The organism is Enterococcus sp. AZ167 (assembly GCF_051714025.1).
GTDB lineage: Bacteria > Bacillota > Bacilli > Lactobacillales > Enterococcaceae > Enterococcus_D > Enterococcus_D casseliflavus.
This window is the reverse complement of the sequence record NZ_JBIORB010000003.1, coordinates 244559-270385: the sequence shown is the minus strand read 5'-3', so window position 1 is coordinate 270385 and position 25827 is coordinate 244559. Positions and strand designations below refer to the sequence as shown.

29 protein-coding genes, 1 tRNA gene and 1 other annotated feature are annotated in these 25827 nt (G+C 42.2%); of the genes, 13 read left to right on the top strand and 17 right to left on the bottom strand.

Features of this window, described 5'->3' with window-relative positions; translation table 11 throughout:
• Positions 1-12 precede the first annotated feature (12 nt).
• From udk to IGJ05_RS15510, 3 genes are all read right to left on the bottom strand, one after another.
• Positions 13-636 carry a uridine kinase gene (gene udk, locus IGJ05_RS15520; RefSeq protein ID WP_005227927.1) on the bottom strand — a complete coding sequence of 208 codons (624 nt, stop codon included), beginning with the start codon at positions 634-636 and terminating at the stop codon, positions 13-15.
• Positions 637-719: 83 nt separating this feature from the next.
• Positions 720-1403 carry a YjjG family noncanonical pyrimidine nucleotidase gene (locus IGJ05_RS15515; protein WP_016609901.1) on the bottom strand — a complete coding sequence of 228 codons (684 nt, stop codon included), beginning with the start codon at positions 1401-1403 and terminating at the stop codon, positions 720-722.
• 14 nt (positions 1404-1417) lie between these two features.
• Positions 1418-2134 carry a 16S rRNA pseudouridine(516) synthase gene (locus IGJ05_RS15510; protein ID WP_005227924.1) on the bottom strand — a complete coding sequence of 239 codons (717 nt, stop codon included), beginning with the start codon at positions 2132-2134 and terminating at the stop codon, positions 1418-1420.
• Positions 2135-2434: 300 nt separating this feature from the next.
• On the opposite strand from IGJ05_RS15510, the gene IGJ05_RS15505 reads away from it, so the two are divergent.
• The 3 genes from IGJ05_RS15505 (at position 2435) to IGJ05_RS15495 (ending at position 4981) form a co-directional block, all read left to right on the top strand.
• Complete coding sequence (locus IGJ05_RS15505; RefSeq protein ID WP_005227923.1) at positions 2435-3049, top strand: 50S ribosomal protein L25/general stress protein Ctc; 615 nt, start codon at positions 2435-2437, stop codon at positions 3047-3049.
• 316 nt (positions 3050-3365) lie between these two features.
• On the top strand, positions 3366-3683 hold the full coding sequence (locus IGJ05_RS15500) for a DUF960 domain-containing protein (RefSeq protein WP_005227922.1): 318 nt from the start codon (positions 3366-3368) through the stop codon (positions 3681-3683).
• A 248-nt stretch (positions 3684-3931) separates the two neighbouring features.
• Positions 3932-4981: a helix-turn-helix domain-containing protein gene (locus IGJ05_RS15495; RefSeq protein ID WP_438725348.1), complete on the top strand. Its 1050-nt coding sequence runs from the start codon at positions 3932-3934 to the stop codon at positions 4979-4981.
• A gap of 38 nt (positions 4982-5019) precedes the next feature.
• Here IGJ05_RS15495 and IGJ05_RS15490 read toward each other — a convergent pair whose 3' ends face one another.
• From IGJ05_RS15490 to IGJ05_RS15465, 6 genes are all read right to left on the bottom strand, one after another.
• The gene (locus tag IGJ05_RS15490) at positions 5020-5874 is read right to left on the bottom strand and encodes a MetQ/NlpA family ABC transporter substrate-binding protein (RefSeq protein ID WP_010749087.1); all 855 of its coding nucleotides are present in this window, start codon (positions 5872-5874) and stop codon (positions 5020-5022) included.
• A 44-nt stretch (positions 5875-5918) separates the two neighbouring features.
• A complete protein-coding gene (locus IGJ05_RS15485) occupies positions 5919-6605 on the bottom strand; it encodes a methionine ABC transporter permease (protein ID WP_081116877.1) in 687 nt (228 codons plus the stop codon).
• A complete protein-coding gene (locus IGJ05_RS15480) occupies positions 6598-7632 on the bottom strand; it encodes a methionine ABC transporter ATP-binding protein (RefSeq protein WP_005227918.1) in 1035 nt (344 codons plus the stop codon). Before IGJ05_RS15480 ends, IGJ05_RS15485 begins: the two co-directional genes overlap by 8 nt.
• A gap of 71 nt (positions 7633-7703) precedes the next feature.
• Positions 7704-7953: a binding site (T-box leader), on the bottom strand.
• A 77-nt stretch (positions 7954-8030) separates the two neighbouring features.
• A complete protein-coding gene (locus IGJ05_RS15475; protein ID WP_010749086.1) occupies positions 8031-8369 on the bottom strand; it encodes a glycine cleavage system protein H in 339 nt (112 codons plus the stop codon).
• Positions 8351-8728 carry an arsenate reductase family protein gene (locus IGJ05_RS15470; protein WP_010749085.1) on the bottom strand — a complete coding sequence of 126 codons (378 nt, stop codon included), beginning with the start codon at positions 8726-8728 and terminating at the stop codon, positions 8351-8353. The genes IGJ05_RS15475 and IGJ05_RS15470 overlap by 19 nt, the downstream gene beginning before the upstream one ends.
• A 9-nt stretch (positions 8729-8737) precedes the next feature.
• Positions 8738-9922 carry an FtsW/RodA/SpoVE family cell cycle protein gene (locus tag IGJ05_RS15465; protein ID WP_010749084.1) on the bottom strand — a complete coding sequence of 395 codons (1185 nt, stop codon included), beginning with the start codon at positions 9920-9922 and terminating at the stop codon, positions 8738-8740.
• Positions 9923-10375: 453 nt separating this feature from the next.
• Here IGJ05_RS15465 and IGJ05_RS15460 point away from each other — a divergent pair, with 453 nt between their 5' ends.
• The 7 genes from IGJ05_RS15460 to IGJ05_RS15430 are packed head-to-tail and all read left to right on the top strand — an operon-like array spanning position 10376 to position 16503.
• Positions 10376-12319: a BglG family transcription antiterminator gene (locus IGJ05_RS15460; protein ID WP_270286829.1), complete on the top strand. Its 1944-nt coding sequence runs from the start codon at positions 10376-10378 to the stop codon at positions 12317-12319.
• 2 nt (positions 12320-12321) lie between these two features.
• Positions 12322-12777 (top strand): PTS sugar transporter subunit IIA, encoded by a 456-nt coding sequence (locus IGJ05_RS15455; RefSeq protein ID WP_005233600.1) that lies wholly within the window; start codon positions 12322-12324, stop codon positions 12775-12777.
• Between the two features lie 15 nt (positions 12778-12792).
• A complete protein-coding gene (locus IGJ05_RS15450; protein WP_225001290.1) occupies positions 12793-14130 on the top strand; it encodes a PTS galactitol transporter subunit IIC in 1338 nt (445 codons plus the stop codon).
• 15 nt (positions 14131-14145) lie between these two features.
• Positions 14146-14430 carry a PTS sugar transporter subunit IIB gene (locus IGJ05_RS15445; RefSeq protein WP_015510443.1) on the top strand — a complete coding sequence of 95 codons (285 nt, stop codon included), beginning with the start codon at positions 14146-14148 and terminating at the stop codon, positions 14428-14430.
• Between the two features lie 12 nt (positions 14431-14442).
• Entirely contained in the window at positions 14443-15291 is an 849-nt protein-coding gene (locus tag IGJ05_RS15440; protein ID WP_225001289.1) for a class II fructose-bisphosphate aldolase, read from the top strand.
• Positions 15291-15983: a triose-phosphate isomerase gene (locus IGJ05_RS15435; protein ID WP_249850389.1), complete on the top strand. Its 693-nt coding sequence runs from the start codon at positions 15291-15293 to the stop codon at positions 15981-15983. The genes IGJ05_RS15440 and IGJ05_RS15435 overlap by 1 nt, the downstream gene beginning before the upstream one ends.
• A gap of 4 nt (positions 15984-15987) precedes the next feature.
• Entirely contained in the window at positions 15988-16503 is a 516-nt protein-coding gene (locus IGJ05_RS15430) for a YjbQ family protein (protein ID WP_005227898.1), read from the top strand.
• A gap of 102 nt (positions 16504-16605) precedes the next feature.
• Here IGJ05_RS15430 and IGJ05_RS15425 read toward each other — a convergent pair.
• Positions 16606-16678, bottom strand: a tRNA-Thr gene (locus IGJ05_RS15425).
• A gap of 126 nt (positions 16679-16804) precedes the next feature.
• On the opposite strand from IGJ05_RS15425, the gene IGJ05_RS15420 reads away from it, so the two are divergent.
• Positions 16805-17041, top strand: coding sequence for a hypothetical protein (locus IGJ05_RS15420; protein ID WP_005227896.1), 237 nt, complete (start codon positions 16805-16807; stop codon positions 17039-17041).
• A gap of 173 nt (positions 17042-17214) precedes the next feature.
• Here the strand turns inward: IGJ05_RS15420 and upp are convergent, their stop codons facing one another.
• The 7 genes from upp to IGJ05_RS15385 form a co-directional block, all read right to left on the bottom strand.
• On the bottom strand, positions 17215-17844 hold the full coding sequence (upp, locus tag IGJ05_RS15415; protein WP_005227894.1) for a uracil phosphoribosyltransferase: 630 nt from the start codon (positions 17842-17844) through the stop codon (positions 17215-17217).
• Between the two features lie 248 nt (positions 17845-18092).
• Positions 18093-19337: a serine hydroxymethyltransferase gene (glyA, locus tag IGJ05_RS15410; RefSeq protein ID WP_005227890.1), complete on the bottom strand. Its 1245-nt coding sequence runs from the start codon at positions 19335-19337 to the stop codon at positions 18093-18095.
• Positions 19338-19418: 81 nt separating this feature from the next.
• The gene (locus tag IGJ05_RS15405) at positions 19419-20447 is read right to left on the bottom strand and encodes an L-threonylcarbamoyladenylate synthase (RefSeq protein WP_005227888.1); all 1029 of its coding nucleotides are present in this window, start codon (positions 20445-20447) and stop codon (positions 19419-19421) included.
• A 175-nt stretch (positions 20448-20622) separates the two neighbouring features.
• The gene (prmC, locus tag IGJ05_RS15400; RefSeq protein WP_081116876.1) at positions 20623-21480 is read right to left on the bottom strand and encodes a peptide chain release factor N(5)-glutamine methyltransferase; all 858 of its coding nucleotides are present in this window, start codon (positions 21478-21480) and stop codon (positions 20623-20625) included.
• On the bottom strand, positions 21473-22546 hold the full coding sequence (gene prfA / locus IGJ05_RS15395; protein ID WP_005227884.1) for a peptide chain release factor 1: 1074 nt from the start codon (positions 22544-22546) through the stop codon (positions 21473-21475). The genes prmC and prfA overlap by 8 nt, the downstream gene beginning before the upstream one ends.
• Before the next feature lie 3 nt (positions 22547-22549).
• Positions 22550-23134: a thymidine kinase gene (locus IGJ05_RS15390; protein ID WP_005227882.1), complete on the bottom strand. Its 585-nt coding sequence runs from the start codon at positions 23132-23134 to the stop codon at positions 22550-22552.
• Between the two features lie 135 nt (positions 23135-23269).
• Complete coding sequence (locus tag IGJ05_RS15385; RefSeq protein ID WP_266166510.1) at positions 23270-23851, bottom strand: GNAT family N-acetyltransferase; 582 nt, start codon at positions 23849-23851, stop codon at positions 23270-23272.
• A 128-nt stretch (positions 23852-23979) separates the two neighbouring features.
• On the opposite strand from IGJ05_RS15385, the gene msrA reads away from it, so the two are divergent.
• Together msrA and IGJ05_RS15375 are read left to right on the top strand one after the other, a co-directional pair.
• On the top strand, positions 23980-24498 hold the full coding sequence (gene msrA, locus IGJ05_RS15380) for a peptide-methionine (S)-S-oxide reductase MsrA (RefSeq protein ID WP_005227878.1): 519 nt from the start codon (positions 23980-23982) through the stop codon (positions 24496-24498).
• A 162-nt stretch (positions 24499-24660) separates the two neighbouring features.
• Positions 24661-25725, top strand: coding sequence for an iron-containing alcohol dehydrogenase family protein (locus tag IGJ05_RS15375; RefSeq protein WP_266166509.1), 1065 nt, complete (start codon positions 24661-24663; stop codon positions 25723-25725).
• Positions 25726-25827 lie beyond the last annotated feature (102 nt).

Sequence of the window (25827 nt, the reverse complement as noted above, 5' to 3'; positions counted from 1 at the left end):
GGATAAAAAAACTTAGGATAAGAAGGTCGCTACTTTGGTCGTAATCAAATCGATGGCTACGTGGTTTTCGCCGCCTTCTGGTACGATGACATCGGCATACCGTTTGGTCGGTTCGATGAATTGATGATACATCGGTTTTACCACCGTCAAGTATTGTTCGATCACAGAATCCAATGTCCGGCCACGTTCTTCCATGTCACGTTTGATTCGGCGAATGATTCGAATATCATCGTCTGTATCAACATAAAGTTTAATATCCATTAAATTACGCAATCGCTCATCTTCTAGAATCAAGATCCCTTCCAAGATAATGACTTCTTTGGGTTCTTGAATGATCGTTGCTTCGCTGCGGGTATGCGCAACATAATCATAGACGGGTTTTTCGATCGTTTGATATGCAAGCAGCTGTTGCAAGTGATCGATCAACAAATCAGTATCAAATGCAAAAGGATGGTCATAGTTGGTGTTCAACCGTTCTTCAAAGCTCAGATCACTTTGGTCTTTATAGTAGGAATCTTGTTCAAGCATCATAATAGAATGGTTGGGGAAATGATTAAAGATCGCCCGACTCACGCTTGTTTTTCCACTACCTGATCCACCTGTCACACCAATAATAATGGGCTTGCCATTCGTCATTCAATTAACCTCTTTCATCTTAAAAAATTCACACTGGTTCTATTATAGCGAAAATTCGGCAAATTACTACTGTTTCTGTAGAATCAGTGCTGCAATAAAGGAAGTAATTGCTGCAAACGTTCGATCTCATAAGTAGGCTGAATCTCACCACTGTTTTTTTTCTTTGGATTGAACCAAATCGTATCGATCCCTGCCAGTTGTCCGCCTAAGATATCTGAAGTCAGTGAATCGCCAATGATGACTGTTTCTTGTTTTTTAACGTTTGGTATGCGAGCAAACACATAGTCAAAATATTCTTTCATTGGTTTTTGATACCCTGTATCTTCTGAAACAAAAATATCACGGAAATACGGCTTTAATTTGGCATCTTCCAAGCGGCGATATTGGGTTTCAGAAACCCCGTTCGTCACCACATATAGGTCAAAATGCTGCGCCAACTCCGCTAAGATCTCATCACTGTTGTCTAACAGTTTATGTCCTTCATTTAGAAATTCCCGATAGGCCAATTCAACTGCTGGACTATCGACCTGAATGCCTTGCGTTTCAAAAAACAAACCGAAACGCTCATTGATGACTTGGTCTCTCGTGATTTTCCCTTGCTCAAACTGCTGCCACAAATCATGATTGATCGTTTGATAGCTTTGTTTGCGCTCTGGGGTCATTTCCAAGCCATGAGCTTCAAATAGTGCTTTTAAGGCTTGATCTTCGGTATCTTGAAAATCGAGGATCGTGTCATCGACATCAAATAATAATGTTTTATACTTCATTTTCTCCCTCTTTCTCAGCGGAAATGCGCCGCCAGTCCTTTTAATTCTTCTTGCGTCAGCGAGCGATAACTCCCCACTGCTAAATCATCTGGTAGAACCAGCGAACCCATCGCTGTTCGTTTCAGCTGAATGACTTTTTTCCCTCGGGCTAAAAACATCTTTTTCACTTGATGGAACTTGCCTTCAGCAATTTCTAACGAAACAAAGGAACGAGCCGCTCGGGCATCGATGATCGTTAGGGCAGCTGGTTTGCAAGTGACACCACCATGAAAGGTGATCCCTGTGGCAAATGCCGCCACATCTTCAGGAGTCACCAAGTCATTGACCACCACTTCATATCGCTTGGTCACCTTTTTCGTAGGATGCAGCAAGTCATAGCCTAACTGACCATTCGTCGTAACTAATACCAACCCTTCCGTGTCCCGATCCAATCGACCGACGGCATAAAGATCTGGGTGCTGGTCCTTTGGTGCAATCAAATCGATCACTGTCTGGTGCTGTTGATCAACATTCGCTGTAACGACACCATTGGGCTTGTTGACGATATAATAGCGTTCCTGCGTCTCCAACTGACGTCCCGCAACGATGATTTGATGGATGGCGCTATCGACATTGCGCTCAGGTCGCCCTTCAATCCTTTGATCCACGAGGACTTTTCCTTGCTGAAACAACCGTTTCATCTCTTTACGAGAAGTATTCAATTGTTGCTCGATCACTTTATCTAAACGCATAAATTTTTCTCCATAGTGGCTATTATAGCTCAGGATCTAGCGAAAGAAAACTGCCAGGATTTCAAATGATTTGACTTTCTTTGTCTTTTTGCGTAAGGTTAAAGAGTAAAGTAAATATAGTTTCTCATACACAGCGTTATGACCTGGTGGAGAAAAGTTGAACCAAAACTTTCTGGGGCAGTTGTGTACACAACTGCCCTTTTGCGTGTTTTCACTCACGTACCACTTAATGTGCAGAGTTAACAAAATTTGCTTAAAAAATCTCGTTATTAACGAGAAAATTTTAGGAGGAATTGAGTTATGTCAGTATCATTAGAAGTTACGAAAAGAGAAGTTCGCCCACGTTCTTTACGGAACAAGTTGCGCCACGAAGGAAAAGTACCTGCAATTGTCAATGGGTACAAAGTAGAAAGCACACCGATTGCTGTCAATGCAGCAGAATTAGAAAAAATCTTGCGTGAAAATGGATTGAATACCGTAATCACGATCAGTTTAGAAGGCAAAAAAGTCAATACACTGATCAAAGAGTATCAATCAGATACCTTCACACGCAATTTAACCCACGTTGAATTCCTATCTGTCGATATGAATGAAGAAACAGAAGTAGAAGCAGAAGTAACCTTAATTGGCGAATCTGCTGGTGTCAAAGCTGGTGGTGTTCTAGCACAAAACTTGTATACAGTCGTTGTATCAGCAACACCAGACAAATTGCCTGAACGTGTTGAGATCGATGTAACGTCATTAGAGATCGGCGATTCATTAACAGTGGCTGATCTGCCTAAGAACGACGAGTACACGATCGTGACCGATCCAGAAGAACAAATCGTTGCGGTTACTGAACCACAAGAAATCTCTGAAGATGAAGAAGCTGGCGAAGCTGCTGAACCAGCAGTTATCGGTGAAGACGAAGAATAATCATAGAACATCGTTCTTAAGATCGCGTCTTCAATCAACAGACACTTCTAAGAAATGCAAGACTCTTGAAGGGCTTTTCCTTTAAGAGTCTTTTTCATTCTTACGAAGAGCTGGTGAGCTGCAACTGACTATTTTCCACTGAAAGACGCCATGGGAAAGCTTGGTCCAGCCAACCCAACAAATTTTTAAGAAAATAGTTAAAATGCGTCGCTGCCCAAAAAGAAAAGCAGAAGTAGTTGCATTTTTGACGGTTCTTCATTATGATAAATAGACAAATTTGATGTTATTGGCAAGCCTACTTGAAGGAGGGGTTTTTATGTTTGAAACATTTGATGATCACCGCAGCCGCTACGCTTCTGGCGGGATTGTTCAAACACTGCCTGGCGAACTGATCGATAGTATTTGGTTAATCATCGATCTCGATTTAAAAGGGTTTATTCCGTTGACAAATCTGCTCACCTTTGAAGTCCAAAACAATCACGGTCGTGTCACACTGCTTTTTTCTCAAGCACAAAGTCAAATCGAACTCGGCGTTGATCTGCCTTACCGTTATTCCGACCTCTATCCCCAAAAAGTCTATGTGTATGACGATGGGCAGCGGCAAACGATTTTATTGCCTAGCGAGACTCGTTAACAGCGCTTCGTGTTTCTCTTTTTATAACGATACTTACATAAAAAACCACCCTTTTTATTTTAAAAGGTGGTTTTTTTTGATTCCTTCCTCTCATTTAATTCTATATTATACAGGGTTCGAGCAAGCAACCAATGAATCCCCCGTTTTTTATTACGTTTTATTGACTATTTTTTGTGTGTTAAAATAACGTGTGAAGTTCCCTTATAATAAGGACAGTTGCAAAATTCAGCTGAAAGAGGTGCCTAGTTTTGAAAAATATCCTTGAAAAAGATATTATGCAAATGCTGCGTCTGTCCACGATGCTCTTGAGCGAAAATCCCCTTCCTTTGAATAAAGCTGCTGCCGATCAAAATCTTTCCGTCAAAACGTTCCGTCGGCTACTGTCCAGTTGTTTAAACGAGGACCCTTCCTTCCATTATGATGTGCAGCAAGGACACATTCGTGCCTTTCATGATTTGCAGCAGCCCCTAGCCAGCAAAAACTTCCCCCATACAGAAATGCTTGCTGCATTGTTTAATAAAAGTACAAACTATCAGTTGCTCTTGTTACTGTTAAAAATGCCGACCATTTCCTTTGCAGACCTCCACAAGCGGTATTACCTGAGCCCCTCCAGTTTGCATCGGCGCTTTTTGTCCTTTTCTTTTTTTTTGGCACCTTATCATCTAAGGATCGACCGTCGCAGTTTTCCTTTGATTACTGGTAATGAACGGCAACAGCAGCGCTATGTGATTTTTCGACTCACCCTCTTAGCAAGCCCGACGCTTTCTTCTAATCAAGCGTTTCAAGAACTGAAGCAGATTCATCAGTTGCGGGCAAACGCTTTTTATCCCAACACCCCCGCCACGTTTACTCAGCAAGTTTATCCAACATGTTTTGTGCCGCGTTTTTATTTAGTTGGTGAACGCAGCTATTTATTTTTGTGGCAACAGCTGCTAGCACTGGAGCCTTTTTATGTGCCAACAGAAGAAGCCTTCCTTTTGCGACGAATCATCACGCCGATTTTGTCGGAGCATCCGCTCCAGCAGCCATTAGAAGTGCTTTTGTCGAAAATTTTCCAAGCCCATCTTTTGGGCGCCTTACTGGAAGGCAATTTATTTGTCTATCCGCCACTAAATTCTTGCCTATCTGAACGTTCCCAACGCTTGGTCCAGGCTTTTTTGACTCAGCTTCCCCATTACGAAAAACTCTTAAAAAAGCATCCCGAGTTACCCTTACTCTATGAATGCATTTGGCAAGAGCTCTCTTTTTTCCAACCGATCATTGCCTTTCCGCAAAAAAAAGAGCGTCCGCTTCAGTAGCGACACGCTCTTTTGAGGTTCATTTAGTTGGCAGTGAATTATTTAGCGTCAGCATCAACGATTTTCACTGAACCTTGCCATTGTTCTTCCACAAAGTCTTTGATTTCGTCTGAATGCAGCACTTCGATCAATTTCTTGATTTTGTCGCTATCTTCGTCACCACTGCGGACAGCGATCACGTTGACATAAGGCGAATTATCCGCTTCTAATAAAACAGAATCATCCGCTGGGTTCAAATCGATCCCGAATGCGAAGTTCGCATTGATGGCAATTAGGTCTGCTTCGTCGTTTTGATAAGCAGTCGCCAAAAGAGATGGATCGACGTCATGTTTAAATTCTAAGTTTTTCGGATTTTCAGCAATATCATCAAAGGTTGCCGTTTCTGTATCAACGCCGTCTTTTAAAGTGATCAAGTCAGCATCTTGTAAAATCGTTAGGATACGACCCCAGTCAGATTCAGAAGTGGAAGTAAGAACCGTTGCACCATCTTCTAGTTCTGAAATATCAGAGATTCGTTTTGAGTAAAGACCCATTGGCTCGATATGGATCGCACCAGCATTGACAAAATCATAGCCATTGTCTGCGATTTGTTTGTTCAAGTAAGGAATGTGTTGGAAGTAATTGGCATCGATATCGCCATTTTCCAATGCTTTGTTTGGCAACACATAATCATCGAAGGTTTTGATTTCAAGATCAATGCCTTCTTCTGCTAGTAAAGGTTTGGCTTGTTCTAAAATTTCCGCATGAGGCGTAACTGATGCACCGATCACTAATTTTGTTGATTCTCCCTCAGCCGCAGATGAGTCAGAGCTTCCTGAATTTGAGCCTGTCCCACAAGCTGCTAAAGCGGCAGTTAACAATAAGGTTGTTGCAATACCAAAAATCTTTTTCATATCCATTTCCTCCCATATTTTCCACTTTTTGTTCTTCGTTTCATTTACCGTTTATCGGTGGCTTTCGCAAGGAAATCGCCGATTCCTTGGATAATGAAAACGATAATTAAAATAATCACTGTTGCAACAAGCGTAACAGTGTAATTCCCACGTTGAAATCCTTCTTGCCAAGCCAAAGCGCCTAGCCCACCGGCACCGATCGCGCCTGCCATGGCAGTATAACCAATCATTGAGATCGTTGTGACCGTCAGTCCTGAAATCAATGCTGGAACACTTTCGGGAATCACGATCTTGTAGATGATCTCCCAGTAACTAGCACCCATCGCTTCCGCTGCTTCAATCACACCAGGATTGACTTCACGAAAAGCAATTTCCACCATCCGAGCATAAAACGGTGCCGCAGATAAAACTAATGCTGGGATCGCTGCTTTTGCCCCTAGGAATGAACCGACTAATAATGTTGTAAACGGAATGATCAAGACCATCAAAATCATGAATGGCGTTGAACGAAAGGCGTTACTGATGATGGAAACCACGTTATAGAAAATGTTGGCTCCCGCTGTTTGTTTACGCCCTAGTGAATAAAGCGCCAATCCCAGAAGCAAACCGATCACGACCACTAAAACCATGGAGAAGAAAGTCATAAACAAGGTGTCTAGGGTTGCTTGCTGCATATTGGTCCAGTCGACCTTTTCAAAATTAAAATAGGTTTCTACAAATGACTTATCCACGTTCAATCACCTCCACGCCTACTTGCTGCTCTTTGAAAAAGGCGATCGCTTTTTCGATCTCACTTGCTTCACCTGTCAATAAAACCGTCAAGCCGCCAAAGGATCCCTCATTGGTTTGTTGGATCTTTCCGTAAACGACATTGACATCGATCTGGAAGCGACGGATTGCTTGTGAAATCACTGGTTCATTGGCGTTGTCTTGTGTAAAAGTCAAGGTCACTAAATGCCCTTGCGGATTTTCTCGTAGGAAGGCTTGCCGTAATTCTTCAGCATCTTCTTCTGGCTCCAAATCTTGCTGAACAAAACGTTTGGTCACTTCCTGCTGTGGGTTACGGAAAACCGATTGCACTGACCCTTCTTCCACGATCTGCCCATGCTCCATCACCGCGACCTTATTGCAGATTTTGCGAATGACGTTCATTTCATGGGTAATCAGGACGATCGTCAAATGCAATTTTTTATTGATGGAAAGCAAGAGATCCAACACTTCTTCTGTTGTTTGTGGATCTAACGCACTCGTTGCTTCATCACACAGCAAAATTTCTGGTTCATTCGCTAGTGCACGAGCAATCCCGACTCTTTGCTTTTGTCCGCCAGACAATTGTGCCGGATAGGCATTCTCCCGTCCTTCCAACCCAACTAATTTAATCAGCTCTTGCGCTCGTTGACGGCGTTTTGCTTTTTCAACGCCAGCCAACTCCAATGGCAATTCAATGTTTTCCGCCACCGTTCGAGACCATAAAAGATTAAAGTGCTGAAAAATCATGCCGATTTTTTTGCGGAAGTTTCTCAATTCTTTATTTTTCAATGCCAAAATGTTTTGACCGTTAATGACTACATCTCCTGCTGTCGGCAATTCTAGGCCGTTCAACAAACGTACTAATGTACTTTTCCCAGCACCAGAGTAACCGACGATTCCGTAGATATCGCCTTTTTCCACTTGCAGTGAAACATCATTGACGGCGTGGACAGCCGTTTGCTTTTTGCCGAATGACTTTTTTACATGCGACAATTCGATTAATGCCATGTTATTCCCATCTTTCCTCTTTGGTTGGTTAAACACAAAAAAAGCTTTCATCCTCTGTACATTATACTGTTACAAAGGACGAAAGCACAACTTCCGCGTTACCACCTTGATTTACTGTCGATTCGCATCAACAGCCTCGCTCAGTACTTGAATTGCTTCGCATACTGCTGCACTGTAACGGGTGCCTCCCGTGATAGGCTTGTTTCCACTCACCTATCATGCTCAAAGACCATCTTCCATCCTCTCTCCGTTGCCCATTTGCACCAAACAGGGCTCTCTGTGTACGTTAAGAACATGTACTCTTCTTTTCAAAGCATTCATTTATTGAGCAAATTATAGCAACGTCTTATCCGACTGTCAATTCTTTTTGAAAAAATAGTCGTTTTTACAGCTTTGACTTACAAGGCTTCAAATTGACTTGGGTCAACCTCTTTGAAGCTGACCAGCCAAGCGTTCATTTCGTCTTCATCATTTAAGGTATCAATCGATTGATCGATTTTTTCATTTACGGAAGAAATCACGCCCGTCAAAGGACTTGGAAATTCACTGACTGCTTTTTCCGCTTCCAGCTCAACAAGGGTCTCTCCTTGTTTTAAAGCAGTTCCTGCTTTTTGAATCGAAGCAAACGTGACCGCACCAAGTTCTTCTTGCGCTTCTTTTGTTAAACCGACACAATATTCTTTCCCGTTAAACAAAACCCACAAATTATCTTTTTTTCTTAAGCATTTCTTTTCCATGATTCTAGTAAGACTCCTTCATATTCATTTTCTTTAAATCCATTAATCAAAAAGCGGTCGCCGCTAACCAGCAGTGGGCGCTTGATCAACATACCATCGGTTGCCAGCACATCGGCTGCGTCTTGGGCAGTCATGGTCGGCACTTTTTCTTTTAATTGTAATTCACGGTATTTCATGCCGCTTGTGTTAAAGAAACGGGTTAACGGTGCTTCGCTTGATTGGATCCAAGCCAGCAATTGTTCCGGTTGAGGCGGTGTAGCTACCATATCGATCGCTTCAAAGGGAATCTCGTGCTCTTCTAACCAACGCTTCGCATTTCGGCATGTACTGCATTTTGGGTACCAATAAAATGTAATCATGTGAACTCCTTAAAGTGTTTTTGGTGCGGTCTCAGCTTGATAGCGCATCGATAAAATCAAACCGATCCCAATCATATTGCTTAATAGGGCAGATCCTCCTTGGCTGATAAACGGCAGTGGAATCCCCGTCAACGGTAAGAGACCGATGTTTGCGCCAATGTTTTCAAACACATGGAAGAGAATCATCATAATGATCCCAGTTGCCAAGTAGGCATAAAATTCATTGTTGGTATCGAAACATACGCGGATCATTCGATAGATCAAAATAAAATACAATAAAATGACAAACGCGCTGCCAATAAACCCAAAATTCTCACCGATCACCGAAAAAATCATATCGGATTCTCGGACTGGTACATACACATCGCTGACATTAAATCCTTTCCCGAACATCCCACCAGAGGCGATCGCCATCAGAGCATACGCCAATTGGAAGGATTGCCCTTGGGTATCATGAAAAGGATCTAGCCACGAATCGATACGGGCGAATTGGTATTCTTTAAAGATTCCTGTATTGTACAAAAACTCGCGACCAACATCGGTAGTCACTAAGAAAATCGTTCCACCGCCGAGAATCACAAATGCCGCAATCACTGGCACGATGATTCGCCATGAGATTCCTGACATCAAGAAGACCCCACCGAAAATCGCTAGAAAGACCAACATCGTACCAAAGTCATTTTGTAAGGTGATCAGGATCAGGACTGGGATCGTGACGGCCAACATTTTTGCAATCAGTAACCCATCTGTTTTCAGATCCCGTTCCCGATGCTTGACATTGTGCTGCGTGACGACTAACGCCAACATCATGATATAGGCGATCTTCATCAATTCTGAAGGCTGCAAGGTAAAAGGACCAAAACTAAACCAGTTTTTCGACCCTGTCGAGGCAGCCATCGTCCGGTTGTAAAATTTCAGCAGCGCCAGCATAACGGCTAGCCCAGCCCCATAAATATAGGGCGTCAATTTCCAGAGCCATTTTGATTTGATCTGCATGATAATGATCACGGCAACAACGCCTAACACATACCATAAAGCTTGAAACCCTAACATTCGCAGCATATTCGGGTTATTCGGATCGTGTGTCAGCGCCACATACAGGGACGCCAAACCAATCAGACATAATAAAAATACGGGTAGAATCACACCGTAGTCAATTCGATTATCGTTCGTTTTTATTCGTGAATTTTCCATGTCCACACTCTCTTCTGTAGAATCTTTATCCATTATAGTGATAATTGAGGAGAAAAGAAAGGATTGTCCATGAGCATTCACAAAAAATTTAGAAACTTTAATGATTTTCGGGAAAAGAGGGTTAAAAACAATCCAAAATTGTTTAGAATTACAACGAAATAATCGCTGAATTCGTCCATTCTTCTTATTAATCAAATACCTTATTCTATGTATTCTTCTTTATTTTTGATAAATCTTTGCTCTATGTAACAGAATAAAGCAACTTTAACTCCATGATAGATCCCCGCCTAGTTTTCGTTTCAAATAAATAGCAACAAATGACTACTTTTTACAAAATATAAATTGATATACGACAATCGTATTTACCACATTAATGTGGTAATGAAATGTTATTTACGCCACCATATAATTTCACTAGAATACAATTAAGGAAGCGCTTCCGGAGGTGAACCAATGATTTTAAGTAATCGAGAACAGCTACTGTTGCAATTGCTATTAGAACAAAAGGAGTTTCGCCCTGCATCTTTTTTTCAAAAGCAGTTAAATGTATCCCAAAAAACGGTTTATAACAATTTAACGACTTTAGAAAAGAAACTAAAAGATTCGGGACTAGCTATCAAAAAAGTACCAAGAAAAGGAATCTTTTTATCTGGTTTTGAATCAGCGAAACAGAATGGTTATCGATTGTTAGCAAAAAAAGAGACTAAACTCGAACTATTTTCACCTAATTATCGTAAAATCTTTATTTTCGCTAACTATCTGTTTTCAGTAAAGCCAATGCACTATCAGGAATTCTCTGAATATTTTTATATTAGCAACCAGTCAATAAAGAAAGATGTTGATGAAATCGTTGCTTTCTGTCGATTCCATCACGTATCTACAAAAATGACTACTAGTGGACTCAAGCTAACCTCAGTTGAATCTGCTACTCAAAACGTATTCAAATCTTTTTTAGAGCAGTATACCGACGCCAAAGCCAGTGAAAATCTTTTGGTGAGCAATCTCTTTGACTCTAAGGTACTTGAATTAACGAAGAAATTTGTCTCAGATATGACTCAAACAATCGGTCATCCAGTCAATAATTATTCTATTGAATCCTTGAAGCTTTCATTGCGAATTTTTCTTTCAAGACTTCTTATAGATAAACACATTGAAAAACAAGAGCATCTAGTATTTGACGAACTTAGACGAATGAAATTCTATATGATCGCGGTCGATTTTTCTGAAATGATCCAACAGCAACTACCTGTTCAATTTAGTGATACAGATATTCAATATGTATGTTCCCTGTTATTAGCACACGGTATCGAACCTTTTGGACAAATGGATGAGCCTCACGAATCTATTATCACAAATTGTACGAAACAAATTATTCAAAAAATGTCACATATGTTAAACGCAGATCTGACACAAGATAAATTATTACTGCAAACATTATTGGCTCATATCGTTCCCATGATCCATCGATCAAAGACAGGCATTTTATTGAAAAACCCACTGATAAAAAGTATCAAAAAACAATACTCAACAATGTATACATTGACCAAATATGCAATTGGAGATTTGGAGGAGCGATTTCAAATCTTATTAACAGAAGACGAAGTCTCTTTTCTGACGATCCATTTTCAGTTAGCCTTTGAAAAGATAAAAATTACTAACCATATACTAATTGTTTGCCAATCAGGTTTTGCTACATCGGAGTTGATTTTTAACCGTATCAAACAGACGATCGCTGCTGATACCGTATTGGAGATCATTCCTTTAAGTAAACTGGCCAGTACATCTCTTGAGACTGTTGATCTGATCATATCAACTATTCCATTGGACATTACAGCACCGCCAGTTATTTATATTTCGCCGCTTCCTACTACCGAAGAAATAGGAAGAATCTCAGCAAAGATATCTAATCTTAATGAGAATGAGAAAAATTTTTACTCAAAAAAATACCAGAAAACGACTTTATTACAAAAATATTTAGATCCTACTTTCCTTTTTGTCAAAAAAAAGTTTCGAACAAAAAAAGATGTACTGGATTTTTTAGCAGATGATTATCTGAAAAAAAAGCTTGTTACAACAAAATTTAAGCATTCTCTATTTGAACGAGAGGAACTAGGAAGCACTGGATTAAAGACGGGAGTAGCCATTCCACATGCTGATCCACATACAGTGAAAGAAACAAAACTTGCTTTTCTCACCCTCGATGCGCCAATTACTTGGGGAGACACAAAAATCCAACTAATTGTTTTGCTTGCGATTGCTGAAGAAAACATGATCGAGGCAAAAGAGTTGATCGCTTCGATTTACGGATTGTTTAACTCAGCCGAAGAAATTCAATGGATCGTTAATAGTCAAACGCAAGAAGAACTGTATCAAAGATTGTTAAGAGGAGGAAATTGATCATGTTTTTTGATCACCAAATCGTGTTACTTGAAAAAGATTCTAAAACAAAAGAGGAAGCTTTTCGACTATTAGCAGACGAACTCATCAAAACTCATTGTGTAAATGATCAGTTCTATCAAAATATCGTACAGCGAGAAGAAACCTTTCCTACAGGTTTAAAAATCAACGGCATTGGGGTAGCGATCCCACACACGGACAGCAAATTTGTTTTACGATCCCAAGTCGCTTTTATGTCACTTGCCTCTCCCCTTTCATTTATTGAAATGGGTTCACAAGAAAAGAAAATCGATGTATCCCTGTTGTTCATGCTTGCACTGAAGGAACCACATGAGCAATTGGGTATGCTGCAAAATCTTATCTCTATGTTTCAAACACCAGGGGTTTTGGAAGCCCTATCCTCAGTAACGACTAAAGAAGCGTATCTTTCGATTATTGAAAAAAATGGACTGCAATAAAAAGGAGGAACAATTATGTTAAATGCATTACAGTGGTTCGTTGATCTAGGTTCAATCGTTGTTTTGCCGATTTTAATTTTTATTTTTGGAATAATTTTGGGGACAAAACCTAGCAAAGCCTTTACTTCAGCTTTAACTGTTGGTGTTGGGTTTGTTGGATTGAATTTGGTGATTGACCTTCTAAGCAGCAGTTTGGGTCCCGCAGCACAGCATATGGTCGAACGTTTAGGATTAAATTTGACAACGATTGATGTCGGATGGCCTGCCGCAGCGGCAATTTCTTACGGGACGATTTTAGGAAGTCTTGCGATTCCGATTGGTGTGGTCCTAAATGTTCTACTCATCATTTTAGGGCTGACTAAAGTATTGAATGTAGATATTTGGAATATTTGGCACGCAGCCTTCATCTCTTCTCTGATTTATGCCCTCACTGGAGATTTTGCAATGGGGATCGCGGCGACCGTCATCTATTTGATGATGATTCTTTTAATGGGAGATATTTTAGGTCCGATCATTAATAAGTTCTACGGGTTTCCTAATATTACTTTTCCTCATGGTACCGCCGCACCAGGATTCATCTTTGCACTACCGATGAATTGGCTCTTTGATCATATTCCAGGACTAAAAGATTGGAAAGCAGATCCAGAAACCATTCAGAAAAAATTTGGTGTCTTTGGCGACTCTACTGTTATGGGCTTTTTGATTGGTCTCATCATGGGAATACTTGCCGGATATGACACAGCAGGGGTCGGCCAATTAGCCGTCCAAACAGGCGCTGTGATGGTTTTGATGCCCAAAATGGTGGCTTTACTGATGGAAGGTCTAACGCCTATTTCTGAATCTGCAAATGAATTCGTCAAAAAACGGTTTCCTGGAAGAGAGCTTTACATCGGTATGGATGCAGCATTATCGGTTGGTCATCCAGCTGTCCTATCTTCCTCATTGCTTTTAGTTCCGATCACTATTTTGTTAGCCGTAGTTCTACCAGGCAATACGACCTTGCCTTTTGGTGATTTAGCAACTATTCCCTTTCTGATTTGCTTGATGGCTGCTATTTTTGGAGGAAACATCATTCGAACAGTAATTGCTGGAACGATTTATATGGTAAGCATTCTATATATTACTTCGTGGGCAGCACCGCTTGTCACTACTGCTGCTCGATCCGCAAACTTTGATCTACAAGGAAACTCTATGATCACTGCTATGGCTGAAGGTGGTTTATGGACCACATTCCTTTATGTCGGCTTAACCAAAATATTAAGCTGGGGCGGTTTAGCCATAATTGGCGTCTCTGTTTTGTTTGGATTGATTTATGTAAATAAAATTCGTCCCAAGAAACAAACATCGAAATAATAGGAGGAAATGATAATGAAAAAATTACTGATTATGTGTGGCACAGGTGTTGCAACTTCAACGATTGTAACAAATAAGGTAAAAGAATGGCTGAAAGAAAAAGGATTAACTGATCAAGTGAAACTGTATCAATCCAAAGTGGCAGATGAGATGAATAAAATTGATAACTATGACATCGTGGTGAGTACAACGGTTGTTCCAGACTCAATCAAAGATCGTGTAATTATGGGGCTACCGCTCTTAACAGGGATTGGTACAGAAGAGATGTACGCGGAAATCGAAAAGAAAATCAAAGAGTAAGGAGAATGCCCTATGTTGGTCACAACAAAAGAACTATTCGCACATGCAGAAAAACACAACTATGCATTACCCGCAGCAAATTTTTTCGACTTAACTAGTGCAAGAACATACGCGGAAACTGCTGAAAGTTTGAACAAACCTTTGATATTGGCCTTCGCTCAATCCCATATGAACATGTTGACTTTAGAAGAGGCTGCCATGATTGGAAAATTTTTAGCAAAAAAAAGCACTACACCTATCGCTCTGCACCTAGATCACGGTACCGATGAAGAGGTCATCAAAAGAGCCATTCATTTAGGTTTTACTTCCGTAATGATTGACGCTTCTGAGGAGTCATTCGAAGAAAATGTCCGTCGGTCAAAGGAGATCGCCGATTACGCTCATAAAAATGGTGTCGTTGTTGAAGCGGAAATCGGGCACGTTGGGTCGGAAAACAGTCTGGAATCAGCCCTAAATAGTCAATCTATTTACACAGAACCTTCTGAGGCTGTTGCATTTGCCAAATTAACCGGTGTTGATTCGTTGGCAGTTTCTATTGGCACCTCTCACGGACATTATCAAGGGATACCCAAAATAAATTTTGACGTTTTAAATGAAATACACCATGCCGTCAATGTTCCTCTTGTTCTGCATGGCGGATCCTCTTCTGGCGATGAAAACCTTGAAAAATGTGCCTTAGAAGGTATCCGTAAAATAAATATTTTTACGGACTTCGTCACTGCTGCTATGAATGAAATTCACAAAAATCAACCAAATGACTATTTCGATCTACTTCACTCAGCAAGCAATGGAATGTCCAAGACACTCGAGCACTATTTTACAGTCTTTCATACCAAATCTTATCGTGAAGGAGAAAGCTAATGAAAAAAAGAACTTTAAGAACGCCATTCTTTGTCGTCAATCCCAAAGCCTATCTTTATGGAAAACAAGCATTGGCATTGGCAAAAGCTGCTGATGAGTTGTCGTCTTTATATGACATCGACATTCTATTTACTGTGCAACAAGCAGACGTTTCTCTAATTAAACAGGCAACAACACATTTATTCATCACTGTTCAACATTTAGACGGAATCGAAATCGGTCGAGGAATGGGTTATGTTTTACCCGAAGCAGTGGCAGAAGCCGGTGCTGAAGCTACCTTTTTAAACCATGCTGAACACCCCATGACATTGCAAGAACTGACTAAAGCGATGCAACGCTCAAATGAATTGGGAATTTTAACAATTGTTTGTGCGAATTCATTGACTGAAGCAAGAGCCGCAGCTTCCCTAAAACCCGATGTGATGGTTTGCGAGCCAACAGAACTAATTGGGACAGGACAAACCAGTGATCTTCAATACATGACGGAAACAAATCGTGTTGTTCGTGAAATTGATCCAGAAATCCTAATTCTGCAGGCAGCTGGTATATCTAGTGCTGCCGATGTTGAAAAAGCTTTGTCGTCAGGGGCTGATGGCACTGGGGGGACAAGCGGCATTGTGCAAGCAGAAGATCCAGTTCAAACCCTTACAGAAATGATCAAACAAGCGGTGAAGTATAAAAAGGAGGATTAACACTGTGAAATTTTTAAAAGAGCAACTGACGTTAACTTCTAACGGGAATCGAGTGTCTTACCACAACATCACAGAAGAAGTGAAAACGATGGTTGAAAAAAGTGGAATTTCAAATGGAATCTGTCTCGTACAGTCTCCTCATACGACCTGTTCGGTTATCTTTGAAGAATACATGCATGATACAGACTTTAACGGAGATGAATTTCTTCAAGTTGATTTAAACCGAATTCTCGATAAGATTATTCCTCGTGAGTTATCAGAAAATACCGATTACCGTTATCCTGGACCAAAGCATTTAGAATTTTTGATGAGTCTGGACGATCCAAACTACCCAACAGATCCAGCAACGATTTTAAACGGCGATGCACATATTCGCTCGAGTTTTTTCGGTGCAAGCGAAAGCTTTATTTTAAGTAACGGCAAGCTAGAGATCGGTTCCGTAGGCTATATCTATTTTGTTGATTTCGATCAAAATCGTGTGCGAAATAGGACATGCCATGTAATGCTAATGGGCGAATAAAAACAGTTACCGGGTAAACCAGAAAAAATTGAGATTACTTATCGCATGCAAAAGAAAAACCATGAATCCTCTAAAAGAAGATTCATGGTTTTTCATTTCTTATGCCAGCTGCAGGATTCGAACCTGTGACCTACGCGTTACGAGTGCGTTGCTCTACCAACTGAGCTAAGCTGGCGTTGTATGGCACAAAGAAAATTATATGCAAAAACGGTTGTTTTGTAAAGAGGTCTGCTGAAAAAAATCTACTTACTGAAATTTTCCGAAAATTGTGATATAATAGAAGTATCAAGGAGGTTTTTACATGGCAACATTTGGTAAATTCGAAACAACAATTGTCCCGTCACAAGAAGGTTCAACGTTTGAGGTCGCTACTCCTGTCATGTTCACGTTCCATGGGAAGAAACAAACTGGTACCATCACAAAGCAGTTGAAAAACTCTGCGGTGGTCGAGCTGAACGAAACCCCAGAAAACCAGAAATTAGTTTCGCAAAGTAATGGTGTATTGATCATCAATTACAAACAATTAACCAAACTATAACCCGTTTATGTAAGGAGAAAATCAGTTGATTTTCTCCTTTTTTCATTGTCTGATTTTATGAAAAGCTAAAAAAAGCCATGGATAACCGATCGAACCGTTTTGGCTGTCGATCTTCTTCCATGGCATCATTGACGAGGCAAAACTTCAGTTGCCTTTGTCTTATTTGTATTGATTTATTTTGTACCGAATAGACGGTCACCGGCATCGCCCAAACCAGGAACGATATAGCCGTGTTCATTTAGGCGTTCATCAAGATTTGCAGTATAGATGTCAACATCTGGATGGGCATCTTGCAATGCTTTCACGCCTTCTGGTGCAGCAACTAAGCAGACGAATTTCATGTTTGAAGCGCCGCGTTTTTTCAGTGCGTCGATCGCCATGATCGCTGAACCGCCCGTAGCTAACATTGGGTCAACGATAAATAATTGACGTTCATCGATGTCTTCAGGTAATTTTACGAAGTATTCGTGTGGTTCTAGCGTTTCTTCATCACGGTACATCCCGATATGACCAACTTTTGCGGCTGGGATCAATTCAAGGATACCATCAACCATGCCTAGACCTGCACGCAGGATCGGAATGATCGCTACCTTTTTACCAGATAGTGTTTTTTGTGTTGATTCTTCAATTGGTGTTTCAATCACTAGATCTTCAAGCGGCATGTCGCGAGACACTTCATACGCCATCAACATTGCGATTTCATTAACAACTTCACGGAAAACCTTTGTTCCACAGTTCTTGTCGCGGATCATTGTTAATTTGTGTTGGATCAGCGGGTGATCGATTACTTGAAATTTACCCATTTAAAAAAATCTCCTTTGGTTTTTCTCTTATTTTAAAGCAAATCGGCTCTTGTTACAACCATCTGCCACAGGCAATACTGCTTTTCCTCAAAAAAAGGATTGTGTTAGAAGGAAGGAGACAAGACGGCATGTAACACGCCTCTGCGTTCATTCTAGCCCCTTTTTCACTTTCGGTGATCAAAGAGCTGTAGCGCAGGAAAAACGCTTGAGACGTCTTGTCTGACCTTAACTTCTGTCACAGTCCCCTTTTATTTATTTTTATAAAGTGGATAGTTGTCCGTCAATTCTTTGACTTGCGCCGTGACTTCTGCCAAAACGGCTTCATCATTTGGTTTTTCTAAAACTTTGACGATCAATTTCGCCACTTCGACACAATCTTCTTCTTTAAAGCCACGACTAGTGATCGCTGGTGTCCCCACGCGAATCCCACTCGTTTTGAAAGGACTTAGTGATTCGAAAGGAATCGAGTTTTTATTGACGGTGATATTGACTTGATCCAGCAAAGCTTCTGCTTCTTTGCCGTTCAAATCAAAGCCGCGCACATCGATCAATAATAGGTGATTGTCTGTTGCACCAGAGACCAAGCGGGCTTGTGGTGCTTGGTTGAAGACTTTCGCCATTGCTTGTGCATTGCGGATGACTTGCTCAGAGTACTCTTTGAACGACTCATCTTGTGCTTCTTTAAAAGCAACAGCTTTCGCTGCGATCACGTGCTCTAATGGGCCGCCTTGGATACCAGGGAAAACGGCACTATTGATTTTTTTCGCTAAGTCTTCATCATTTGTTAAAATCAAGCCGCCTCGAGGGCCGCGTAATGTTTTATGGGTCGTAGAAGTCGTGATGTCCGCATAAGGAACTGGGTTTGGATGAAGACCAGCCGCTACTAAACCAGCGATATGCGCCATATCCACCATCAATTTTGCGCCAACTTCATCAGCGATTTCACGGAACTTCGCAAAATCGATCGTACGTGAGTAAGCACTGGCACCAGCAACGATCAGTTTCGGTTGATGCTTACGCGCCAAAATACGAACGACATTGTAGTCGATGACTTCTGTTGCAGGATCAACACCATAACTAACAAAATTATAGGTCTTGCCGCTGAAATTCACTGGTGAGCCATGAGTCAAATGACCGCCTGCGGAAAGATCCATCCCTAATACTGTATCGCCTGTTTCGATCAACGCTAAATAAGCTGCTGTGTTGGCTTGAGAACCAGAATGCGGTTGAACATTGGCATATGCCGCACCGAAAATACTTTTCGCCCGTTCAATTGCTAAGTTTTCTACCACATCAACAAATTCACAACCGCCATAGTAACGACGACCTGGATAACCCTCAGCGTATTTATTTGTCAAAATACTACCTTGCGCAGCCATTACACCTTCTGAAACGATATTTTCAGACGCAATCAATTCCAAATTGTTTTGTTGACGATTCGTTTCTTTTTCGATCGCTTGCCACAATTCGGGATCAAACGTTTGATAATCCATGCTTACAACACCCCTTTACCTTAATGGTAGCATTGTATCACATTTCTTCATAAGCTACCTATAATGAATTCTGGTTTTTTGCTAATTTTCTTGAAAGAAACTTTGATTTGCAGCTTTTTTCAACCGATTCATATAAGCAGCCCCTAAGCCGCTTTCTGGAAACGTGGGTGCAAATAAGACATCTAACTCAGCAATCGATTCATCTAACGCCCGTAAACCAGCAAACAGCCCTTTTGTCGCGGCTTCCACACTGTCATCAAAAAATAAATAGATGGCTGCAGCTTCAAAGCGGACTTGCTCGGCGATCGTTGGTCCAGCTAAAACCCCTACCTTAAACTGTTGTTCTTTTGCCCAAGCCATGGCTGCCGGCCAATCTTGGTCATTGACCATCAGGACATTGGTATTCGGTGCATAGTGCTTGTATTTCATGCCCGGCGCTTTGGGTGCTTCACTTTCTGTTACTAAGTGCTGATCGACGAGGACTTTTGTTTGTAAAACTGCTTCAAGCTGTTCTTTAGAGATCGCACCAGGACGTAAGATGATCGGCGGCGCCGTTGGGTCACTCAAATCTAAGACCGTTGATTCGACACCGATCTGCGTCACCCCATCATCCAAGATGCCAGCGATTTTGCCTGCCAGATCATGCTGAACATGCGCAGCTGATGTTGGGCTTGGTTTACCAGAAGTATTCGCGCTAGGGCCAACCAATGGCTGTTGGGCTTGTTTGATCAACGCTAACGTCTTGGTGTTGTTTGGCATCCGAAAAGCCGCTGTGGATAAGCCGCCAGTAACAATGCTAGGTAAACTGTCTTTTTTGATCGAAAAGATCAAGGTTAAGGGCCCAGGCCAGAAAGTTTCCATCAATTTATCAGCAAAAGGATGCTTGTTATCCACAAACGGTTCCAACTGCTCTGGCTCGGCAATATGAACGATCAAAGGGTTGTCACTAGGTCGCCCTTTGACTTGATATACTTGCGCAACAGCCGTGGGCAAAAGCGCGCTAGCCCCTAGTCCATAGACGGTTTCCGTCGGGAACGCCACCAATCCCCCCTCAGCTAAAATAGCTGCTGCTTCGTTCAACTGTGTTTGATCAAAAATTTTTGTTTCCACAATTTATCCACATCCTTTTTTGAGAAGTTTCCACACTTATCAACATTTTCTCGTTTCTTTTCCACATTTTGTGGATAAGTCGTTTGTCAAGTGTGGATAACCCTGTTTATAACTCGGTTTATTTAGAAGTCGTTCATTTCATAAGGTTTTTGCAATTTTTCTGTAGCAAAAAAATTTATTTATCCACATCTTGTGGATGACTGACGAACACCATCCGGTCTTGACCCGCAAGATCTTTTACTACAGTGACTTCTTTGTTGGGAAAAGCGGCTGCAAAAAGCTGTTGAACAGCTAATCCTTGCTGAAAGCCGATTTCTAGCGCCATTTGCCCGTTAGGCGCCAAACAATTCGGTGCTTGCTGTGCCAATTGCTTATAGATCGCCAATCCTTGTTCTTGTGCAAAAAGCGCCATTTTAGGCTCTTTTTCTCTTACGCTGATATCCATCAGCGGCCACTCTTCAGCGCTGATATACGGCGGGTTGGAAACGATCAGATCCCATTGCTGATCTGCCACGGGTTCTAAGGTATCTCCTTGGAAAAAGCGGATCTCTGCGTCTAAGGTTGCCGCATTTTCTTTAGCAACGGCTAATGCCTCTGCTGAAAGATCCACGGCACTTACGGTCCACTGGGGACGTGCTAATTTCAAGGCAATGGCGATCGCTCCAGTACCTGTGCCGATGTCTACGACTCGCAGCGGCTGATCTGCTGGTAATTTTGCCAAACACTTTTCCACCAGCTCTTCGGTTTCTGGACGCGGGATCAAGGTTGCAGGGGTCACTTTTAAGCGATGCCCATAAAATTCTTCATACCCTAATAAATATTGCGGTGGTTCATGCTGCAACAGCTGTTCAAGATCTGCTGCGATCTGTGCCTCATCTTCCCTTAAGATGGGTTGGTCCATCTGCAGCAGCCAATCGAGTTGCTGCCAGTTTTTTCGCTGTAAAAACAGGTATTGGATCGCATACCCGTCCAGCCCTTTCGTTTCTAAAAAAGAAGAAGCCCGTGAAAGGACTTCTCGATAGGTTTTAGCCATTTTGCATCTCATCTAATTTTGATGTTTGATCGTAAACGATCAGTGCATCAACAATTTCATCGAGTTTTCCAGCTAAAATTTGATCCAATTTTTGAATAGTCAACCCGATACGGTGATCTGTTACGCGGTTTTGCGGGAAGTTATAGGTGCGAATCCGTTCAGAACGATCGCCGGTACCCACTGCTGATTTACGGTTTGCGTCGTATTCGCTTTGTGCTTCTTGCTGCATTTGGTCATAGACCCGTGCCCGCAAGACTTTCATCGCTTTCTCACGGTTTTTCAGCTGTGAACGCTCATCTTGCATCGCAACAGCGATCCCTGTTGGCAAGTGCGTCAGACGAACAGCAGAAGCTGTTTTGTTGACGTGCTGACCACCAGCACCAGAGGCATGGTAAATATCGGTCCGAATATCTTTGTCTGCGATATCGATTTCGACTTCTTCAGCTTCGGGCATAACCACGACCGTTGCCGTAGACGTATGGATTCGGCCTTGTGATTCGGTAGACGGTACCCGCTGCACTCGGTGGGCGCCGCTCTCATATTTCAATTTTGAAAAGACGTTGTCGCCAGTGATCATCATGATGACTTCTTTGTAGCCGCCGATCCCAGTGACGTTGGCATCCATGACTTCGACTTTCCAGCCTTGGTTTTCCGCATATTTTTGATACATATTGAAAAGATCGCCAGCAAATAAGGCTGCTTCATCGCCGCCTGCTGCACCACGGATCTCCATGATGATGTTTTTGTCATCATTCGGATCTTTTGGCAATAACAAGATTTTGATGCGTTCTTCTAAAACATCTTTTTCTTTTTTCAAGTCAGAGAGTTCTTCTTTGGCCATCTCTGCCATTTCCGCATCAAGGTTTTCCCCAAGCATTTCTTCGGTATCCTTGATTCCCTCAACGACTTCTTTGTAACGACGGTAGACTTCCACCGTTTCCCGTGTATTGGCTTCTTCTTTTGAAAGCTGCATGAAGCGTTTGGTGTCAGAGATCACGGCTGGATCACTAAGTAATTCGCCTAATTCTTCGTAACGGTCTTCGATTGCTTGTAACTGATCGTACATTGATTATTCTCCTTCTTTTTTCATTCCCGGGTGAAAGTAATGTTTGCGGCAAACAGGATAATACGCTTCGTTACCGCCGATTTGTACTTGGTCGCCCTCGTAAACGGGTTTTCCGTCGATATAGTGCAAGTTCATGGTTGCTTTTTTATGACAGAACCAGCAGATGGTTTTCATCTCTTCGATTTTATCTGCGTAAAGCAGCAAGTATTTTGAGCCTTCAAATAATTCATTGCGGAAATCATTTTTCAAACCAAAGGCCATCACAGGGATACCTAGCTCGTCCACGATTTTGGTGAAAGCCAGCACGTGATGCTTCTTTAGGAACTGTGCTTCGTCGATCAAAATACAATAAGGTTTGTAACCGAGGTCTTTGATCAAATGGAACAGATCCGTTTCATCAAAAATCGGGATCGCGTCTCGTTCTAAGCCGATGCGGCTCGAAACATTTCCCACACCGCTTCTCGTGTCCAATCCACTTGTCATGATCACGACTGGTTTGTCTTGTTCTTCATAGTTGTGAGCAACTTTCAGTATCTCGATCGTTTTCCCACTATTCATTGCGCCATATTTAAAAAAAAGCTGTGCCATCTCGCCCATCCTTCCTCATACTCCTTTGGTATTATACTTGAAAAAGGAGAATTTTTACAGACTTAAATTCGACACCTGCCGCCTTTTACGCAAGAGTTTTACGAAAAATTAACGGATTTTTGCCGCCGCCATCTCTTACTCGTTTCTGGCTTTTTGAGCAACTTCTGCCAATACTTGACAAGCCAGCGGATATTCTGGATTTTCATTCCCATTGATATCCGTTGCAATGATCACAAATCCGAGCTGCTGATACAGCGTGATTGCTGCATGGCTCCAGGTTTGCGTATGAAGATACATCGGCTCGTTGGCTGCCTCCAAGACAGAAACGACTTGCGTGACCAAGCCGCGAGCGATTCCTTGACGTTGAGCTTGCGGCATTACTGCTACCCAATGGACTAGTGGAACCGGTGTGCCGTCTTGCTTGGCTTTTTTCCAAGCGGTAGCCGTACCGACCGGTGTACCTGATTGATCAAGGGCAAAAAACATTCGTTGGCCTAGCTGTGCTTGCTCGGGCATAAATTCCTTTTCAAAATACGCAAATGCCTCGGCCTCATTGTCAAACTCTCCGACGGATGTTTCAATCCGTGCCCAGTGCCTTTCGTCTCCTACTTGGTAGCTGCGTAATGAATAGTTATCGGATTGAACAGGCTGGATCGGTGTGCTTTTGTGCGCTCGTTTCATCCAGATTTCTGCATATGGAATTGATTTATCTAACATTGGTTGTGCCTCTCTTTCTCATTTTGTTTTCTCGTAAAGAACTCATTTTCTGCTTTTTTCCTTCTTACAAGCATATCTCTTGTTTTTCTCTACTAGAAGCATACCATAGAAGCAAAGGAGGAATACCTATGAAAGATACGGCAATTTTTGCTGGCGGTTGTTTTTGGTGCATGGTGAAACCTTTTGACTCGCAGCCAGGCATCCTCAAAGTGGTTTCTGGCTTTACTGGCGGCCATGTGCCTAACCCAACCTACCAACAAGTAACGACAGGAACCACCGGTCACACCGAAGCAGTTGAGATCACCTTTGATCCTGAGGTCATCTCTTATGAAGAATTGGTTGCCATCTATTGGCAGCAGACAGACCCCACGGATGCGTTTGGTCAGTTTGCCGACCGTGGTGATTCCTATCGTCCAGTGATTTTTTACAATAGTGAAGAACAAAAAGCGGTTGCGGAAAAATCAAAGGCGCAGTTGCAAGCTAGCGGCCGCTTTGACCGTCCGATCGTAACGAAGATCGAACCAGCAGAACCTTTTTATCCTGCAGAAGACTACCATCAAGATTTTTACAAAAAAAATGCAGCCCATTACAATGCTTATAGCGAAGGCTCAGGACGAGCTGGCTTTATTCGCCAAAACTGGGCCTAACATTTTTGGAGCATGCCTCCCGATTCATCATTAACAGCCGATTTGCTCTCAAGGCAGATCGGCTGTTTTCTGTTTCTTTTGCCAAAAGGAAATTGACAGTCAGGGCATTTTCGCGATACACTGATTAGAAAATTCTGACGATTATAAAGGAGTGTTTGTTTGATGTTAGCCAATGAAGTCCGTCCAGGTCCTAATCGGTATATTACTGGCGATGGGGTCTTAGCTGATTTGCCAGAGTACTTAAGTGAGTTCCAAGAAGTTGCTGTGATCACTGGGGAGCAGTCATTCGATGTGTTTTCAGCCTATTACCCCCATTCATTTGACTACCCGATCTACCGCTACGATGGATCATCGAGTTATGAAAATGCGCAAGCCTTAGCTGAAGCGATCCAGCAAGCGGATGCCGTGGTGGCAATCGGCGGCGGCAAAGTCGCTGATACAGCAAAAATCACCGCCCAAACCCTTGGCGCAGAATTGATCGTGATCCCTACATTGGTTTCTAACTGTGCACCCTTTACCCCTGTGATCGTCGCCTATTACCCTGATCATACGATTTGTAAAATCGACTATGCCAAAAAAGGTGCCTACATGACGATCGTCGACACCCGTTTTTTACTAGCTACACCCGTTGATTACTTTATCGCGGGGATCGCTGATACGTTAGCCAAATATTATGAAATGGAAGCCATCGTCCGCAACATGGCAGAAGACGACAAGACTGCCTTAGTACGGCTAGGTTTCCAAAGCGCTCTTTTGATCAAAAACTTGTTGATTGCCGATGCGATCCAAGCCGTCAAAGACCTAGAAGTCGGGCAGCTGACCCCCGCCTTCGCCCGTATCACCGATGCGATCATTGCTTTGGCAGGCGAAGTTGGTGGTTTTGCAGTCGAATTTGGCCGCACGTCTGGTGCGCATGCGCTGCATGACGGCTTGTCTTATTTGAGTGAGACCCATAGTGTCTTGCACGGCAATAAAGTCGCCTACTGCATTTGGGTCCAGCTTGCCTATACCAATGATTTTGATGTGATTGAAGAATTACGGCCATTTTACGAAGCTTTGCACTTGCCAATGAAGCTGAAGGATCTCCACGTGACACGCCTTGATCGGGATTACTTCGCCTCGGTTCTGACCTATGCTGTCAAAGAAGAAGAAACCTTTATTTTGATCGATCCTACGATCACACCCGAAAAAGTCTATCAGGCGATCGAAGCGGTGGAGGCGCTGTAAACCTTACACATTGCTAAACAACTATATAAAAAAAACTGTTTCTCTAATGCACTTCGGAAACAGTTTTTTTATTTGATCAAACAGACACGCAGTAGCGATCCT

Coding starts and splice junctions, on each gene's coding strand:
- IGJ05_RS15390 (WP_005227882.1), bottom strand. CDS start 23,134: ATGGCACAGCTTTTTTTTAAATATGGCGCAATGAATAGTGGGAAAACG.
- IGJ05_RS15480 (WP_005227918.1), bottom strand. CDS start 7,632: ATGGCATTAATCGAATTGTCGCATGTAAAAAAGTCATTCGGCAAAAAG.
- IGJ05_RS15460 (WP_270286829.1), top strand. CDS start 10,376: ATGATTTTAAGTAATCGAGAACAGCTACTGTTGCAATTGCTATTAGAA.
- upp (WP_005227894.1), bottom strand. CDS start 17,844: ATGGGTAAATTTCAAGTAATCGATCACCCGCTGATCCAACACAAATTA.
- IGJ05_RS15475 (WP_010749086.1), bottom strand. CDS start 8,369: ATGGAAAAGAAATGCTTAAGAAAAAAAGATAATTTGTGGGTTTTGTTT.
- IGJ05_RS15420 (WP_005227896.1), top strand. CDS start 16,805: ATGGCAACATTTGGTAAATTCGAAACAACAATTGTCCCGTCACAAGAA.
- IGJ05_RS15455 (WP_005233600.1), top strand. CDS start 12,322: ATGTTTTTTGATCACCAAATCGTGTTACTTGAAAAAGATTCTAAAACA.
- IGJ05_RS15490 (WP_010749087.1), bottom strand. CDS start 5,874: ATGAAAAAGATTTTTGGTATTGCAACAACCTTATTGTTAACTGCCGCT.
- IGJ05_RS15445 (WP_015510443.1), top strand. CDS start 14,146: ATGAAAAAATTACTGATTATGTGTGGCACAGGTGTTGCAACTTCAACG.
- IGJ05_RS15510 (WP_005227924.1), bottom strand. CDS start 2,134: ATGCGTTTAGATAAAGTGATCGAGCAACAATTGAATACTTCTCGTAAA.
- IGJ05_RS15515 (WP_016609901.1), bottom strand. CDS start 1,403: ATGAAGTATAAAACATTATTATTTGATGTCGATGACACGATCCTCGAT.
- glyA (WP_005227890.1), bottom strand. CDS start 19,337: ATGGATTATCAAACGTTTGATCCCGAATTGTGGCAAGCGATCGAAAAA.
- prmC (WP_081116876.1), bottom strand. CDS start 21,480: ATGGCTAAAACCTATCGAGAAGTCCTTTCACGGGCTTCTTCTTTTTTA.
- prfA (WP_005227884.1), bottom strand. CDS start 22,546: ATGTACGATCAGTTACAAGCAATCGAAGACCGTTACGAAGAATTAGGC.
- IGJ05_RS15500 (WP_005227922.1), top strand. CDS start 3,366: ATGTTTGAAACATTTGATGATCACCGCAGCCGCTACGCTTCTGGCGGG.
- IGJ05_RS15385 (WP_266166510.1), bottom strand. CDS start 23,851: ATGTTAGATAAATCAATTCCATATGCAGAAATCTGGATGAAACGAGCG.
- IGJ05_RS15375 (WP_266166509.1), top strand. CDS start 24,661: ATGTTAGCCAATGAAGTCCGTCCAGGTCCTAATCGGTATATTACTGGC.
- IGJ05_RS15440 (WP_225001289.1), top strand. CDS start 14,443: ATGTTGGTCACAACAAAAGAACTATTCGCACATGCAGAAAAACACAAC.
- IGJ05_RS15465 (WP_010749084.1), bottom strand. CDS start 9,922: ATGGAAAATTCACGAATAAAAACGAACGATAATCGAATTGACTACGGT.
- udk (WP_005227927.1), bottom strand. CDS start 636: ATGACGAATGGCAAGCCCATTATTATTGGTGTGACAGGTGGATCAGGT.
- msrA (WP_005227878.1), top strand. CDS start 23,980: ATGAAAGATACGGCAATTTTTGCTGGCGGTTGTTTTTGGTGCATGGTG.
- IGJ05_RS15470 (WP_010749085.1), bottom strand. CDS start 8,728: ATGATTACATTTTATTGGTACCCAAAATGCAGTACATGCCGAAATGCG.
- IGJ05_RS15435 (WP_249850389.1), top strand. CDS start 15,291: ATGAAAAAAAGAACTTTAAGAACGCCATTCTTTGTCGTCAATCCCAAA.
- IGJ05_RS15505 (WP_005227923.1), top strand. CDS start 2,435: ATGTCAGTATCATTAGAAGTTACGAAAAGAGAAGTTCGCCCACGTTCT.
- IGJ05_RS15450 (WP_225001290.1), top strand. CDS start 12,793: ATGTTAAATGCATTACAGTGGTTCGTTGATCTAGGTTCAATCGTTGTT.